At 62.9% G+C, this 15,701-nt stretch carries 11 protein-coding genes; all 11 read left to right on the forward strand.

Features of this window, described 5'->3' with window-relative positions:
- Positions 1–235 precede the first annotated feature (235 nt).
- Positions 236–1,321 carry an alkene reductase gene (locus tag PMI31_RS18855; protein ID WP_008019854.1) on the forward strand — a complete coding sequence of 362 codons (1,086 nt, stop codon included), beginning with the start codon at positions 236–238 and terminating at the stop codon, positions 1,319–1,321.
- Complete coding sequence (locus tag PMI31_RS18860) at positions 1,318–3,171, forward strand: long-chain-acyl-CoA synthetase (RefSeq protein WP_008019855.1); 1,854 nt, start codon at positions 1,318–1,320, stop codon at positions 3,169–3,171. The genes PMI31_RS18855 and PMI31_RS18860 overlap by 4 nt, the downstream gene beginning before the upstream one ends.
- Entirely contained in the window at positions 3,164–4,249 is a 1,086-nt protein-coding gene (locus PMI31_RS18865; RefSeq protein WP_008019856.1) for an MBL fold metallo-hydrolase, read from the forward strand. Before PMI31_RS18860 ends, PMI31_RS18865 begins: the two co-directional genes overlap by 8 nt.
- Before the next feature lie 67 nt (positions 4,250–4,316).
- On the forward strand, positions 4,317–5,984 hold the full coding sequence (locus PMI31_RS18870) for a DUF1302 domain-containing protein (RefSeq protein ID WP_008019857.1): 1,668 nt from the start codon (positions 4,317–4,319) through the stop codon (positions 5,982–5,984).
- A 93-nt stretch (positions 5,985–6,077) separates the two neighbouring features.
- The gene (locus tag PMI31_RS18875; RefSeq protein WP_008019858.1) at positions 6,078–7,289 is read left to right on the forward strand and encodes a thiolase family protein; all 1,212 of its coding nucleotides are present in this window, start codon (positions 6,078–6,080) and stop codon (positions 7,287–7,289) included.
- A 4-nt stretch (positions 7,290–7,293) separates the two neighbouring features.
- Positions 7,294–8,244: a bifunctional OB-fold nucleic acid binding domain-containing protein/MaoC family dehydratase gene (locus PMI31_RS18880; RefSeq protein WP_008019859.1), complete on the forward strand. Its 951-nt coding sequence runs from the start codon at positions 7,294–7,296 to the stop codon at positions 8,242–8,244.
- A 328-nt stretch (positions 8,245–8,572) separates the two neighbouring features.
- Positions 8,573–9,559, forward strand: a complete 987-nt coding sequence (locus tag PMI31_RS18885; RefSeq protein WP_008019860.1) for a WD40/YVTN/BNR-like repeat-containing protein — start codon at positions 8,573–8,575, stop codon at positions 9,557–9,559.
- Between the two features lie 14 nt (positions 9,560–9,573).
- Positions 9,574–12,006 carry an efflux RND transporter permease subunit gene (locus tag PMI31_RS18890; RefSeq protein ID WP_008019861.1) on the forward strand — a complete coding sequence of 811 codons (2,433 nt, stop codon included), beginning with the start codon at positions 9,574–9,576 and terminating at the stop codon, positions 12,004–12,006.
- 149 nt (positions 12,007–12,155) lie between these two features.
- A complete protein-coding gene (locus PMI31_RS18895) occupies positions 12,156–13,391 on the forward strand; it encodes a helix-turn-helix transcriptional regulator (RefSeq protein ID WP_008019862.1) in 1,236 nt (411 codons plus the stop codon).
- A gap of 135 nt (positions 13,392–13,526) precedes the next feature.
- Positions 13,527–14,294 carry an SDR family oxidoreductase gene (locus tag PMI31_RS18900; protein ID WP_008019863.1) on the forward strand — a complete coding sequence of 256 codons (768 nt, stop codon included), beginning with the start codon at positions 13,527–13,529 and terminating at the stop codon, positions 14,292–14,294.
- 11 nt (positions 14,295–14,305) lie between these two features.
- On the forward strand, positions 14,306–15,139 hold the full coding sequence (locus PMI31_RS18905) for an SDR family NAD(P)-dependent oxidoreductase (RefSeq protein ID WP_008019864.1): 834 nt from the start codon (positions 14,306–14,308) through the stop codon (positions 15,137–15,139).
- Positions 15,140–15,701 lie beyond the last annotated feature (562 nt).

Consider the following 15,701-nt stretch of genomic DNA (forward strand, 5'->3'; position numbering starts at 1 on the left):
TGTTCTGGTTGTCGCGATGCTCGGCTCGTCACGGAATTTTCTCATCGTCCGTTCAGACCATTTTTGGGTTTGCAGGCAAGCCGCCCTGCACGATCGCCGACCTAGTCTTGTCGGACGATGTTTCGCTTGCGCTCAACGTCAATCATTCAGCCCGTATCCGCTGCCATGTCAGCGCTTGCCCAAGTGATGGCAAGCCCTGCGACAGCAAAAAACAATAAGAAGCTGAGGAATTGAAATGAGCGTCTTGTTCGAACCGGTCGCCCTGGGCGATCTGCAACTGGCCAACCGCATCGTCATGGCTCCCATGACTCGCAGCCGCGCCCTTGCCGATGCGGTCCCCGGCGGCGATATGGTCGAATACTACCGCCAGCGTGCCAGTGCCGGGTTGATCGTGGCCGAAGGCACCGCACCCTCGGCCAGCGGCCTGGGCTATTGTCGCACCCCGGCCATCTACAGCGACGAACAGATTGTCGGCTGGCAGCGAGTCACCGAGGCGGTGCATGCCGAGGGCGGGCGCATTGTCCTGCAGCTGATGCATGTCGGCCGCGCTGCCAGCCGGCACAACAAACCGGCGGGGGCGGTTACCGTGGCACCTTCGGCATTGCGCGCACGCACACAGGTGTTCAGCGACGCTGCCGGCCTGGTGGACACTGATGAGCCACAGGTGCTGACCTTGCAAGGCATTGGCGAGGTTATCGAAGACTATCGCCAGGCTGCATTGAATGCGCGTCAGGCCGGCTTCGACGGTGTCGAACTGCACTGCACCAGCGGTTATCTGCCGATGCAATTCATGGCCTCCGGCAGCAACCAGCGCAGCGATGCCTACGGCGGCGATGTGACCGGGCGGGTGCGTTTTGCCAAGGAAGTGATCGAGGCCATGGCCAGTGCGATTGGCGCTGGACGCGTTGGCTTTCGCCTGTGCCCCGGCAACCCCTACAACGACATCGACGACCGCGATCCGGCGGCCACGGCGGCGGCCTTGTGTGAAGCCGTGGCGCCGTTGGGCCTGGCTTACCTGCACATCATGCGCTCACCACTGAAAGACCTCGATGCCTTCGCCCTGGCGCGTCGGCACAGCCCCCACGCGTTGATTCTCAATGATGGTTTCGACGGTCTTTCGGCCAGTGCCGCACTCGCGTCGGGCGAGGGGGCTGCTGTGTCGTTCGGCCGTCACTTTATTGCCAACCCTGATCTGGTGGCGCGCTTGCAGCGTGGCCTGCCGCTGAGTGGCTTTGACCGCAAGACCCTGTATACGCCGGGCCCGTCGGGTTACTCGGATTACCGCGCCCATCAAGCGATTGCCCAGGAGGTGGCGCAATGAACCTCAACGACTTGAGCCACGTCCTGCCGACCCACCCAGTGCCTAGGGAGCAGACCCAGGCGCTGCTTGACCAGCGCTCAGCCGCCGCCGGACTGATCAAGCCGGGCGACCTCTACACCCTGGCCGACAGGCTGGAGCAACAGGCGAGCAAGCAGGGTGAGTGCACGTTCCTGATCTATGGCGAGCAGACCCTGAGCTACTTCGAGGTCGATGCGCGAGCCAACCAGATGGCCCACACGTTTTATGCCAATGGTCTGCGCGCCGGCGATGTCTGCGCCCTGGCCATGGAGAACCGCCCGGCGTTTTTCTGCACCTGGTTCGGCCTGGTCAAGCTCGGGGTGGTGGTGGCGTTCATCAACACTCAGGTCAGCGGCCGCCCGCTGCTGCATGCGTTGCAAGTCACCGAGGCCAAGGCGTTGGTGATCGGCGAAGAGTGCCTGGCCAATGTGCAGGCCACCGAAGGCTTTCCAGATCTGCCGTGCTGGCTGCTGCGCGACCCGGAAAATCCCTGGACAGGATCGTTGCCCAAAGGCATCGACGGGCATTTCGCTGCGCGCCTGGAAAAAGCCCCGCGCACGCCGTTTCCCCGTGATATCCGCGCGCACATCGAGGCGCAGACGCCAACCCTGCTGATCTTCACCTCGGGCACCACGGGCTTGCCCAAGGCGGCGCGCTACAGCCACATGCGCTGGATGTCGTCGGGCGATGTGATGGAAACCACCCTGCAAGCCACTTGCGAGGATGTGTTCTATTGCTGCCTGCCGCTGTACCACGGCGCCGCGGCCACGTCGGTGACTTCTACCGCGCTGCGCGCCGGTGCGGCCATCGTGGTGCGCCGCAAATTCAGCGTGCGCGAGTTCTGGAACGATGTGGCACGGCATCAGATCAGCATCTTCCAGTACATCGGTGAGATCTGCCGCTATCTGCTCAATCAGCCGGTGCGAGCGGGCGAGCGCGAGCACAGCCTGCGCTGCATGCTCGGTGCCGGGCTGTCGCCGGACTCCTGGCAGCGCTGGCTGGAGCGCTTCGGCCCGATCCAGGTGTTCGAGGGCTGGGGCGCCACCGAAGCCAATGCGGCAGTGATCAACGTCGACAACTATTTCGGTTCCTGCGGACGCGTGCCGGACTGGAACAAAACCAACCTGCGGCTGGTGCGTTACGACATCGAAAACGACTGCCATCCGCGGGACGAAAACGGTTTCTATCAAATCTGCAAAGTGGGCGAGGTTGGCGAGGCCATGGGCTTTATCGTCGATCACCCTGAAATCGGTGGCGGGCGTTTCGAGGGTTACACCTCAAGCGAAGCGACCGAGAGCAAAATCCGCCGCAATGTGTTTCGCGAGGGCGATGCTTACTGGAGTTCCGGCGACTTGCTGCGCGAGGACGCCGACGGTTACTGCTACTTCGTCGATCGCATCGGCGATACCTATCGCTGGAAGAGCGAGAACGTTTCGACCCTGGAAGTGGCGGACGCCCTGGGTGATCTGGCGGGCCTGGAACTGATCAATATCTACGGCGTCCAGGTGCCGGGCCATGAAGGCCGCGCCGGCATGGCCGCGGTGTTGATGCAGGCCGACCAGGCGTTTGATCCTGCGGCCCTGTATGCCCTGACCGAAGCGCGCCTGCCGCGCTATGCGGCCCCGGTATTCGTGCGGGTTACCCAGTCGGCAGACCTGACGGCCAGCTTCAAGCTGCGCAAGGTCGATCTACAGCGCCAGGGCTACTGCCCGACCCGTTGCAACGATCCGCTGTTCATCCGCGACGAACAAGCCCGCACCTATGTGCCTTATTCGCCAGAGGCACTGACCCGGGCCGGCCTGGCGCCATTCGCGGTGGCCGACCATGGCTGATCTCGACGCCAATGGTCACGAACTGCGCGGCGGCCTGCGCTATCCCTGGCCGCAGGCGCCCGATTCCGGGCAGGTGCGTGAAGTGGCGCCAGGCGTGTGGTGGCTGCGCATGCCGCTGCCGTTTCGCCTGGACCACATCAATCTCTATCTGCTGCGTCATACCGACGGCTGGGTAGTGGTGGACACCGGCATGAACACCGAACAGACCCGCGAGGTCTGGGACCGGGTGCTGAGTGAAGTGTGTGACGGGCTGCCGCTGCTGGCGGTGGTCTGTACCCACTTTCACTCCGACCATGCCGGAGTGGCCGCGTGGCTTTCGGAGCGTTTCCATTGCCCGGTGTACATGACCGCCAGCGAGTTCCAGTCGCTGCACGTCAGGTTTCCCGCCGCTCAACCGCCGGGCTGGGACTTACTCGACTTCTACCGCAAGGCCGGCGTGGCTGACGAGCAGAGTGCCGAGATGTTCGCGGTGATGAGCAACGCCCATTTTCTGCCGGCGCCGCTGAACCATTACCGCCGTTTACGCGAAGGCAGCCTGCTGAATATCGGTGGCCGCACCTGGCAGGTGGTCATCGGCCGCGGCCACTCGCCGGAACATGCCTGTCTGTATGCCGCCGATGACGGCTTGCTGATCTCCGGCGACCAGGTGTTGCCGCGCATCACCTCCACCGTCGGCGTGCATGCCACGGAGCCGTTGGCCAATCCGCTGGGCGACTGGCTCGACTCCATCGAGCACTTGCGCAACTTGCCCGACAGCGTGCTGGTGCTGCCGGCGCACGAGCGGCCGTTCTTCAATTTGCATCAGCGCCTGGACCAGCTCCAGGCCCATCACCGCGGGCATCTGGCGTTGATGCTGGCCAACTGTGACGAGCCGCGCACCGTGCTCGAACTGATGGTCGTGCTGTTTCCCAAACTGTCAGGTCGTTTCGACGAACTGATGGCGCTAGGCGAAACGTTGGCTCATGCCAACTACCTGGTGGCCGAAGGGTCGCTGGAGCGGGAAGAGGACCGGGGGCGATATCGCTACCGGCGTGCTGTAAGGGGAGCGTGCGCTGTTACCCCGCTCAAGGTGTTTTGAGCGGGCGGCACGGCAGCAGTGTTGAACATTCCAGGCAGCCAGCCGGTTGTCATTGAGGAGAATCAGTGTGATCAACAAAAACAACAAAAACTCTACGGTCATCGGTTCGAGCGCATTACAGGTCAGCAGCCTGGCGGCAGCCATTGCGCTGGTGTCCACACCGGTGTGGGCCGGTGATACGTTCGAGTTCGACAACGGCGCGACCATGGACTGGTCGGTGACCACCAGCTACGGCATTGGTGTGCGCACTGGCAGTCAAAGCGATCGCTTGCTGACAATCAACGCCGACGATGCCAACCGCAACTTCGATAGTGGCAGCCTCACCACCAACCGTGTGGGCGCGCTGGCCGAAATGATCCTGCGCAAGGACAACTACGGCGCCGTGGTACGCGGCAGTACCTTCTACGATGACGTCTACCACCGCAAGAACGATAACGATTCGCCCGCCACCGTGAACAAAAGCGGCAGCAACGACGAGTTCACCAGTGACACTCGCTACTACAGCGGCGGGCGCAGCAAACTGCTGGATGCCTATGTGTTCAGCGGCTGGCGCTTTGACAACGACACCATGCTGGACGTCAAGGCCGGGCGGCACATCGAATCCTGGGGCGAAAGTTTGTTCTACCCGGGTGTGAACGGCGTACAAAACCCCTCCGATGCAGTAAAAGCATCCCAGCCGGGTGTTGAAGTCAAGGAAATACTCTTGCCGGTGGGCCAGTTCTCCGGCTCGTTTCGCCTGAACCCCCAGCTGACTTTCGGTGCATACGTGCAATACGAATGGAAGGGCACCGAACTGCCGCCGGTGGGTAGCTACCTGTCGAGCAGTGACGTGGTTGGGCCCGGTCGCGAGTTCATCTACGCCAACGGCCAGAAGATCACTTTCCGCGGCACCGACGAACCGCGCGATGGCGGCCAGTGGGGCGTACAGGTGCGCTACCGCCCGGTACCGGCCATTGAGCTGTCGCTGTTCCACGTCAACTATCACGACAAGAACCCGGCCACCGCCCTGGTCAGCTACGACCCGCTCCCGGTGGGCGGTGGCCTCAACGCCTTCGTCAGCAATGGTTACCGGATCAAGTACTTCGAAGACATCAAGCTGACCGGCATCAGCGCCTCGACCAAGATCGGCGACACCCAGGTCGGCGCCGAATGGTCGTACCGCGACGGTGCGCCGGTGATGGTCAATACCGGCCTTGGCGCGGTGCCGGCCAGGGGCAAGGGCCAGCAAATGCAGTTGTCGGCGATCCGTATCCTGGGGGACCGTCCTTGGGCCAGCCAGACCAGCCTGACTGGCGAAATCATCCATGTGCAGGTCGACAGCGTTGAATCCACTTCGGCGGCGCCCAACCTGCAAGGCGTAAACCTGTTGCCCTCCCTGAAACCTCTGGTGGCGTCTTCCGATGACTATATCTACAGCACAGCCGCCGGCTTTCGCACCAAGTCTGCCAGCGCCTACACCGTGGGCGCATCGTTCAGTTATCCGGGAGTTTTCCAAGGCTGGGATCTGGAAGTCCCCTTCAGTTTCTCCAACGTCTTCAGCGGCTCCACGCCCATGGCCGGAAGCATCTCCGGCGTCGCCGGTGACCGACGCCTGAGCGCGGGCACGACCTTCAAGTACTTGGGCAACCTGGAACTCGGTTTGAAATACATCGCCTACCTGGGTGAACCCGACCCGATCAAGCGTCCGTTCGCCGACCGCGACTACGCCACGTTCTCGATGAAATACACCTTCTGATCGACCACTGAAGATCCGGGTCGCTTAGCTGCGCCCGGACCTGAACCACAACCTGGAAATGGCCGCAGCGTAACGCTTCGGCATGGAGGCACTATGGGACTCAAAGGGCATGCGGCCATTGTTGGCACCGCACAGTACAAACCGGAGAAGTATTCGACCGCGCCCAAGATGTTTCACCTTGAGCAAGTCGCCGACCTGGCGGCCCAGGCCCTGCGCGATGCCGGGCTCAAGGCCTCGGACCTCGACGGGCTGGTGATCAACGGCCCGCATTTTCATGAAGCGTCGGTGTTCGTACCGGCGATGGCCGCCGAATACCTGGGCCTGCGCCTGAACTTCGCCGAAGTGGTGGACCTGGGTGGCTGCACGTCGGTGGGCATGGTCTGGCGCGCTGCCGCCGCGATCGAACTGGGGCTGTGCCAGGCGGTCCTGTGCGTGATCCCTGCGCGCATGGCGCCGTTGGGTCCCGACGAGGATCCCGGCTGGATGGCTCGGTCCATGCGTTTCGGTGGGCACAGCACGGCCTTTGGCGCGCCCGAGGCCGAGTTCGACCTGCCTTACGGGCACATGGGCCAGAATACCGGCTACGCGATGATCGCCCAACGTTATGCCGCACAATACGACTACGACCAGCGGGCGATGGCCAAGATTGCCGTCGACCAGCGCACCAATGCCCTGGCTAACCCGCAAGCGATGTTCTATGGCCAGCCGCTGACCATCGAACAGGTGCTGGCGAGCAAAATGGTCGCCGACCCGTTGCACGTCCTGGAAATCGTCATGCCGGTGGCCGGTGGCGCCGCGATGATCATCACCAACAAGGAAGTGGCGGCGCGGGCCCGCAAACGTCCGGCGTTCATTACCGGGTTTGGCGAACACCTGGCATTCAAGTCGCCGTCCTATGCCGAGGACATGCTGCACACGCCGATTGGTCCGGCCTCCCAGCGAGCCTTTGCCATGGCCGGGTTGAAGCCAAAAGACGTCGATGCCGCGCAGATCTACGACTGCTACACCATCACCACCTTGCTCACCCTGGAAGACGCCGGCTTCTGCGCCAAGGGCGAGGGCATGGCGTTCGTGCGCGAACACGACCTGACCTGGCGTGGCGACTTCCCGATGAACACCCATGGTGGGCAACTGAGTTTCGGCCAGTCGGCCTCGGCCGGTGGCATGAGCCAGGTGATCGAGGCGGTGACGCAGATCGCCGGCACCGCCGGTGAGCGCCAGCTGGGACGCTGCGACAGCGTCTACGTCTCCGGCACCGGTGGCGTGATGAGTGAGCAGGGCGCATTGATACTTCAGGGAGCATAAGCACATGTCCAACAACAAACCGATGCCGGTCGCGACGCAAATCTCCGCACCCTTCTGGGAGGGCCTGAAGGCTCGCCGCCTGTTGATCCAGCAATGCAACGCCTGTGCGCACTGGAACTTCTACCCGCGCCGGCATTGCCCGGTGTGCCTGGAACATGACATGGCCTGGCGCGAAGTCGACGGCGCCGCGACGCTGTACAGCTACACCGTGACGCGCATTGCCACCTTGCCCGACTTCATTGATGAAATGCCGCAGAAACTGGCGGTGGTCGAGCTGGCCCAAGGGGTGCGCATCAATACCAACCTGGTAGGCCTTGAGGAAAACGAAATCGAGATCGGCATGTCCTTGCAGCCGGTGTTCGCCGAAGTCGATGCCAAGGGCAACCGCCTGCTGCGTTTCACCGGGCTGGACAAAGATGCGGCGAGCCTTGAGTCGCTGCCCGCGCAGGACAGCGAACTGGCGCCCGAGGCGTCGGAGCAACCGCCTGTCCGGCAGATCGACCTCAACGATGGACCGGCCTTGCAGGCCCTGGTCAGCGAGCAGTTCAGCGACTGGAGCAACGTGGTGGTGGTCGACCAGGCGCTGATCGATGCCTTTGCCCGGTTGTCGGGCGACGATTACTGGATCCATACCGATCCAGAGCGCGCACGCCTGCAAAGCCCGTTCGGCGGCACCATCGCCCACGGCGCGCTGGTGCAGGTGCTGCAGTCACGGATGAAACTGGCACTGGGCTTCGAGATCAGTGGTTTCACTACCCAGATCAACTACGGCTCCGACCGCCTGCGTTTCCCGGCGCCGGTACCGGCCGGCTCGCGCATCCATTCGCGGGCGCGGGTGAAAAAGGTCGAAATCCTGGCCCGTGGCACCCAGTTGACCCTGGAACTCACCACCCACGTGGTGGGCCAGGACCGGCCGTCGGTGATCAACGACCTGGTGATTTTGTACCTCGCCTGACGCGATCCCTGTAGGAGCGAGCTCGCTCGCGATGGACGTCAACGATAACGCGGGCTGCCTGAATGCCCGCGGTGTCCCGACGTTTTTCGCGAGCGAGCTCGCTCCTACAGGGGATCGGGCACATCCGCAAACCCAGGTCCCGACCGCTAAGCCATTTGCGCCATTGCATAAGCCATTTGGACGATGTGTCACCCATCCCTTGCGCCGACTATTGCCCCAGAGGCAACGCCCATCTCGATTGCCTCGCATGCCTGGTGCGTGACAAAAACAAGAGGATCGGCCCTATGACTTGCCCTATCCACGCCTACCCCGAACAGGAGCGTTGCTCATGCGTTCGGTGATCGGTTACGCGGTTTGCCTGGTGGTCGCCTTGACCATTGGCTACACCTTTTCCCCCAAATCCCTACCGCAACAAGAACTGTTGGCCACGCGCCCGGACCGGGTGCAGATCAACGGCCTGCTCAATCTTGGTGCGCGGGTGGTCGCCGTGGGCGAGCGTGGCAGCATCCTGCTCAGCGATGACCAGGGCGTCAGCTGGCAGCCCGCCAATGTCGTGACGCAACGCAATGCCACCCTGACTGCCGTGGTGGCGCTGGACGACAAGCGCTTGCTGGCCGTCGGGCATGATGGCTGGATCCTGCGTTCCCTGGACTCCGGCAGCAGTTGGCAGGAAATGCGCCACGACAGCGATCTGGGCGAACCGCTGCTGGGCATCTGGACCGGCGGTGGCGACAGCGTCATGGCGTTTGGCAGCTTCGGCAAGTTCTATCAATCCCTGGATGCCGGGCTGACCTGGACGCCGCAGTCCCTGGACATCGACAGCGCGCACCTCAACAGCATGGCCGGTGGCGACGATGGCCGGCGCATGCTGGTGGGCGAGCAGGGGCTGGTGCTGCGCACGGCCGATGGCGGCCAGCACTGGCAGGCCTTGCCGGCGTTCTACAGCGGCTCGCTGTTCGGCATCGTGCGCCTGAGCGCGGACAACTGGGTGACCTACGGCATGCGCGGGCATGTGTTCGTCAGCCATGACTTCGGCGACAGCTGGACCCAGATCAACGTCGGTAACCAGCTGCCTTTATACGGCCATGTGTTGCTGCCCGATCACTCGGGGCTGGTGATCGTCGGCGCCGCCAGCTCGGTGGTGCGCCTGGATGCACAGGGTGCGCTGGTCGGTGTCGCGCGCCTGGCCGGGCTCGGTACGTTGACCTCGGCGACGATGGTTGGCTCGCGCCTGCTGGTGGGTGGCGAGCGCGGGGTATTGCAGGGTTCAGGTGGCAGCGTCGCTGCCCTAGTGGCCACACAGGCCACCCAGTAAATGAGAGGCAGGCAATGAATCAAGGTAAACACTGGGTGACGCGCTGCGTCGAAACGTGTGCGGACCACCTGATGGCCTGGCGCAAGGGACTGCTGTTGCTGTTTGTCCTGGTGACGCTGGGCCTGGGCTACAGCGCCACCCACACGCAACTGGATCCGGGTTTTAACAAACAGATCCCGGTGCGTCATGAATACATGATCAATTTTCTCAAGTTCAGCCGCTACTTCACCGGCGCCAACCGCTTCCTGGTCAGCGTGCACTGGAAGGGCGAGGGCGACATCTATAACGCCGAGTACCTCGATACGCTGCGCAAAGTTACCGACGACGTGTTTTTCATCTCAGGGGTCAGTCGCCCCAGTGTGACGTCGCTGTTTACCGCCAACGTGCGCTACATCGAAATTACCGAGGAAGGTTTCTTTGGCGACGTGGTGGTGCCACCGCGCTTTAGCGGCACCCCGGAGGATCTGGCACAGGTGCGCAGTAACACCGCGGCCTCCGGACAGGTCGGCCGCCTGGTGGCCAACGACCTGAAGTCGGCCATGGTTCGCGCCGACCTGCAGGATACCGACCCCAAGACCGGCCAGCCGGTGTCCTATGTCGAGATCGCCAAGCGTCTGGAAGAGATCCGCGGCAAGTACAACAGCCCCAATATCGAAATCAACATTGTCGGCTTCGCCAAGTTGGTGGGCGATGTTGTTGAAGGGTTGAACACAGTGATCGGCTTTTTTGTGGTGGCCTTCGTCATCACCGGGTTGCTGCTGTGGCTGTATTCCCGGTCCCTGCGCCTGACAGTGGTGGCGCTTGTGGTCGCGTTGCTGCCGGTGGTCTGGTTGCTGGGGCTGTTGCCGCTGCTGGGCCTGGGTATCGATCCGATGTCGATCCTGGTGCCGTTCCTGATTTTCTCCATCGGCGTGTCCCATGCGGTGCAGATGACCAACGCCTGGAAGCAAGACGTGCTGGCCGGTAATACGTCGAAGGAAGCGGCGCGCTCGGCGTTCTGCAAGATATTCATCCCCGGTTCCCTGGCCTTGCTGATGAACGCCCTGGGGTTCGCGGTGATCATGCTGATCGATATTCCCATCGTCCACGAACTGGGAGTGACGGCCTGCATCGGCGTGATGTTGATGATCATCACCAACAAACTGATGTTGCCGGTAATCATTTCCTACCTGCGGCTGGAACCTGCGCTATTGCGTCGGGCGCAATCGCGGCCGGCGGGCAGGCACCGCCTGTGGTGGCGCCTGTCGGCACTGGCCGAACCGGGGCCGGCCCTCGGGGCGTTCGCCATCAGTCTGCTGTTGCTGTTGGCCGGCGCCTACAAGGCGCGCGACCTGGCGGTGGGCGATATCGGCGCGGGCGCGCCGGAGCTGCGGGCCGATTCGCGCTACAACCAGGACAACGGCAAGATCATCGGCAGCTACTCCATCGGGCTCGATGTGATGTCGGTGTTCGTCCAGGTCAAGGGCGTCGAAGAAGGTTGCCTGTCGCCTGCGGTGATGCGTGCGGTGGAAGCCTTCGATTTCCGCATGCGCACGGTTTCCGGCGTACAGTCGATCCAGAGCGTGGCGGACATGGGCAAGCGGGTGATCGCCGGCAATAACGAAGGCAATCCGCGCTGGGCGGCGATTCCGGGATCGCCCCGTGGCCTGAGTCAGGGCGCGCGGGCCTATATGCCGGACGATGGACTGGTCACCGACGGCTGCCAGCAGATGCAGATCCTGGTGTTCCTGGCCGACCATGAAGGCAGCACCGTCAGCCATGCGATCGCGCAAGCCAGGCGGATCATTGCCGAAGTCAGCTCGCCGCAAGTCGAGTTTCTCCTGGCCGGTGGCAACGTCGGGGTGATGGCGGCCTCCAATGAGGCGGTCAAGCGCGCCGAAGTGATCATGCTCGGGGCACTATTCGGATCGGTGGCATTGTTTTGCTGGCTGACCTTCTTGTCGATCCGCGCTGTGCTGTGCATTCTGGTGCCGCTGGCGATTGTCGCGATCCTCTGTAACGCACTGATGACCCTGCTCGGTATCGGCCTCAAAGTCGCCACCTTGCCGGTGATGGCGCTGGGGGTGGGGGTGGGTGTCGATTACGGCATTTACCTGTACGAGCGTATCCAGCACGAAATGCTGCGCGGATCCAGCTTGCGCGAGGCGTTCTACCAGGCCATGTGCCAACGCGGTACTGCCGCGGTGTTCACTGCCGTGACCATGTCGATTGGCGTCTGCACCTGGGCGTTCGCACCGCTGAAGTTCCAGGCTGACATGGGGGTGTTGCTGTCGTTCATGTTTCTGGTCAACGTACTGGGGGCGATTTTCCTCCTGCCGGCATTGGCCGCCTGGTTCAATCGCGGGCGACCGTTGGTCACCTGTCGGGTACGTACACCTGCACCAGCACAAGGGCAGTTCCGCCTGAAAAACAGCCCGGCTGCGCGTGATACCGCTAGCGAAAAATAATCCTGCCGGGCCAATTGCGGAGTCCGCAGGCGATAGGGAAACTGGCAGGCAAGTAGCCGTCGAGAGGGGGGGGAACCCTGGGTTCCCCCGGCCGAAATTATAAAAATAACAAGGGAAGGGCGCAGTCCTTACCCGAGCGAGATAAGACTATGCAAAATGCTGTCTTGACCCATGAAGCCCTGGCCAGCCTTGGCCTCGACCTCACGTGCTACAACCAGCTGGTGGGCGAAATCTACGAAGGCGCCCTCGATCCGAAACTGATGGCCCACGCCCTCAGAAGCTTTCTCAAGCTCTACGATGCCAACTTTGTCACCCTGATTCTGCGGGTACCGGACCAACCCGATACGGGCGTGATGATCATCGTCGGCGACATCGAGGGTGCCGGTGATGTCTGCTACATGACCTACCCGCAAACCAATTCGCCTTTCTCCAACCAGCCGCTGGACAGTGTGTTCACCGTCGATGACATCATGAGCTCCACGGAATGGGAACACAGCGCCTACTTCAAGGCGTTCTGCGGTCCCAATGATGTGTATCACGTGATGTGCGCGGACATTTCCACCCCGGACGGCGGCAAGCTGCGCTTTCGCGTCACCCGCCCCAAGCGGGCCCCCAACTTCTCTGCCCACGACCGGGCGGTGTGTGCCAGTTTCCTGCCACACCTGCGGCGTGCCTCGCAGTTGCATAACCTGCTGGACCGCAGCGAATCGCTGAGCGAGTTGTACTCCCAGGCCATCAGCCGGTTATCGGTGGCGACCCTGGTGCTCGACGAGAGCGGCAGCGTGTTGCAGATCAATCCCGTGGCCCAGGAAATCCTCGCCCGTTCCGATGGCCTGAAACTGGTGGGCGGGCGCCTGGAGGCAACGTATCCCAGCGACAACCGTGAGCTGCAGCGCCTTATTCGCGGCGCGTTCTGCCCGGATGCGCCGAAAAGCGCCGAGGCCATGTCGGTGACGCGGCCCTCGGGGCTGGTCAACCTCGGCGTGGTGGTCGAATCGATTCCGTCCCTGGATTGGGCCGAGGAGAAGGGCCAGCCGGCGGCGCTGGTGTACATCCGCGATGCGTCCAGCAAGTCCCTGGCCAGCGAAGTGGTGACCAAGCAGCTGTTCAACCTGACCAAGGCCGAAACCGCCCTGGCCATGGAACTGGCCAACGGCTTGTCCCTGGAGGAAGCTGCCGAGGTCCTGAATATCCGGCGCAACACCGCGCGGGCGCACTTGCGCTCGATCTTCTCCAAGACCGGCGTGCGACGCCAGACTGAACTGGTGCGCATCATGCTCAACAGCGTGGTGGCCCTGGGCAAGCCGCAACTGGCGTTGAAAGTGGCCGAGAAAATCAAGGTGCCGCCGCTGCAACTGGCCGTGCCGATCTATCGTCAGGCCTGATCCTGCAGGCCCGCCGCCGGGCCATCCGCTGCCCGGCGGCGGGGCCATTGACGCAGCGCATTTTTAGTCCGCACGGACGATGCCGTCCCGTGATCGCCCTGTCGATACTGGGCGGACCTATCACGGAGAACCACCATGCCAATTACAGCCATCACCGGCAGTGCCTCGGGAATCGGGGCCGCCGTATCCGCCGCCATGCGCGCCGCCGGACACCAGGTCATCGGTATCGATCGCAGCAACGCCGAAGTGATCGCCGACCTGTCCACTGCTCAAGGACGTGACACCGCCATCGGGCAAGTGCTTGAACTCAGCGGCGGGGTCCTCGACGGGTTGATCTGCTGCGCCGGGGTCGGTGTCACGGCGCCAAGCTGCGGTCTGGTCCTTGCGGTCAACTACTTCGGCGTCAGCCAGTTGCTCGATGGCCTGCAGGGGGCGTTGGCCAGGGGCCAACAACCGGCAGCGCTGGTGATCGGCTCGGTGGCGGCGACTCATTCAGGGCCCGAGGGCCAACCGATGATTGAAGCGATGATCGCTGGCGATGAGGCCCGGGCGCTGGAATTGGCCAACAGCCTCGGCCAGCCTCACGTTGCCTATGCCGCCTCCAAATACGCCATCAGTCAGCATGTCCGCAGCCTGGCTGTGAGCTGGGGCAAACAGGGCATGCGCTTGAACGTGGTGGCGCCGGGTGCGGTAGAAACCCCACTGCACCAGGCCTCGCTGGACGATGCGCGCTTCGGCAAGTCGACTCGAGAATTCGTTGCACCCCTGGGTCGCGCCGGGCAACCTGCGGAAATCGCCGCGGCGGTCGCGTTCCTGCAATCGCCGCAGGCTTCGTTTATTCATGGCAGCGTGCTGTTCGTCGATGGCGGCATGGACGCCATGGTCCGCGCCTCGCGTTTCTAAAAGGAGTCTGTATGAACAAAGTGGCATTCATCACCGGCGCCAGCCGTGGTATCGGCCGCGAGGCGGCGCTGGCGTTCGCCCGCGCCGGTTTCGACCTGGCGATCAGCGCCCGTACCCTCAACGAAGGTGAACAACATGAGCACGCCCTGCGCGACGCCGCCGGGGTGCCGCTGGCCGGCAGCCTCAATAGCACTGCGCAGGCGTTGCGCGAGCTCGGTTGCCGGGTGCTCGTGGTGCCAATGGACCTGCTCGACAGCGCTTCGGCCCTGAACGCCTGTCAGGCGGTGCTGGCCGAGTACGGACGCATCGACGTGCTGATCAACAACGCGATCTATCAGGGCAGCGACCTCAACGCCGGGTTCATGGACCTGCAGGCGCAGACCCTGGAGCGGATGTTCCAGGGGTACATCCTTACTCCGTTCCTGTTGACGCAGGCGGTGGCCGAACACATGGTGACGCGCGGTGGCGGGGTGGTGATCAATGTCACCTCCGGCGCCGGCGAAAGCGACCCACCAGTAGCGGCGGGCAAGGGCGGCTGGGGTTATGCCTACGGCGCGGGCAAGGCGGCGGTGTCGCGGTTGTCCGGGGTACTGGCCACGGAGTTGGGTGATCTCGGCGTTCGTGCTTACACCCTCAATCCAGGGGTGGTTACTACTGAAGCGCTCAAGGCCACGATCGGTGACAAAGGATTGATCGCTTTGCGTTCCGGCAGTGCACCGCCTCATGTGCCGGCGGCGGTGATGTTGTGGTTGGCTACTGCTGAACAGGCGCCAGGGTTTCAGCGCCGGACCATTGCGGCTCAGCCGTTTGCGTTGGAGCATGGGATTGTTGCTGATTGGCGTTAGGCCAGTGATCTACGGGTTTTACCGTGTACATATCCATTGCTGCGGTAACGGCCGCCTATGGTGTCGCCCTTACTTGTAGGAGCGAGCATGCTCGCGATGGTCGTCAACGATGACGCGGGGAGCCTGACACCCCGTGGTGCTCTCAGGTTTTTCGCGAGCATGCTCGCTCCTACAGCGGTCGCCGCGATGGGCCATCCCTGGCCCAGCGCGGCTAAACCGGCGTCCTGCCGGTTTACCCACGGAGCAATGCCTGCGTTCGGCCATCGTGGTTTAACGGGGCGCCACGATCAAAAGCAAAGCGAGGCGGCCTGACAGCCGACCTGATTTCAAGTGAACACGTTTCCCTGTAGGAGCGAGCTCGCTCGCGATGAACGTCCAGACAATGCGCTCATCCAGACAGGGCACGTTATCGTTGACGTCCATCGCGAGCAGGCTCGCTCCTACAATGGGAACGCGGACAGACCTGTAATCAGGTCGGCTGTCAGGCCGCCTCGCTTTGGCTTTTGATCTTCTTGCCCCATCGCGTCGGGCCCTGTAGGAGCGAAACCCTAAGTAGCCGTTA

The organism is Pseudomonas sp. GM55, assembly GCF_000282395.1.
In the GTDB taxonomy this organism is placed as follows: domain Bacteria; phylum Pseudomonadota; class Gammaproteobacteria; order Pseudomonadales; family Pseudomonadaceae; genus Aquipseudomonas; species Aquipseudomonas fluorescens_CC.

Bases quoted from the DNA above. Each gene is read 5' to 3' on its own strand.
- PMI31_RS18855 (WP_008019854.1), top strand. From the start codon at position 236: ATGAGCGTCTTGTTCGAACCGGTCGCCCTGGGCGATCTGCAACTGGCC.
- PMI31_RS18860 (WP_008019855.1), top strand. From the start codon at position 1,318: ATGAACCTCAACGACTTGAGCCACGTCCTGCCGACCCACCCAGTGCCT.
- PMI31_RS18865 (WP_008019856.1), top strand. From the start codon at position 3,164: ATGGCTGATCTCGACGCCAATGGTCACGAACTGCGCGGCGGCCTGCGC.
- PMI31_RS18875 (WP_008019858.1), top strand. From the start codon at position 6,078: ATGGGACTCAAAGGGCATGCGGCCATTGTTGGCACCGCACAGTACAAA.
- PMI31_RS18880 (WP_008019859.1), top strand. From the start codon at position 7,294: ATGTCCAACAACAAACCGATGCCGGTCGCGACGCAAATCTCCGCACCC.
- PMI31_RS18885 (WP_008019860.1), top strand. From the start codon at position 8,573: ATGCGTTCGGTGATCGGTTACGCGGTTTGCCTGGTGGTCGCCTTGACC.
- PMI31_RS18890 (WP_008019861.1), top strand. From the start codon at position 9,574: ATGAATCAAGGTAAACACTGGGTGACGCGCTGCGTCGAAACGTGTGCG.
- PMI31_RS18895 (WP_008019862.1), top strand. From the start codon at position 12,156: ATGCAAAATGCTGTCTTGACCCATGAAGCCCTGGCCAGCCTTGGCCTC.
- PMI31_RS18900 (WP_008019863.1), top strand. From the start codon at position 13,527: ATGCCAATTACAGCCATCACCGGCAGTGCCTCGGGAATCGGGGCCGCC.
- PMI31_RS18905 (WP_008019864.1), top strand. From the start codon at position 14,306: ATGAACAAAGTGGCATTCATCACCGGCGCCAGCCGTGGTATCGGCCGC.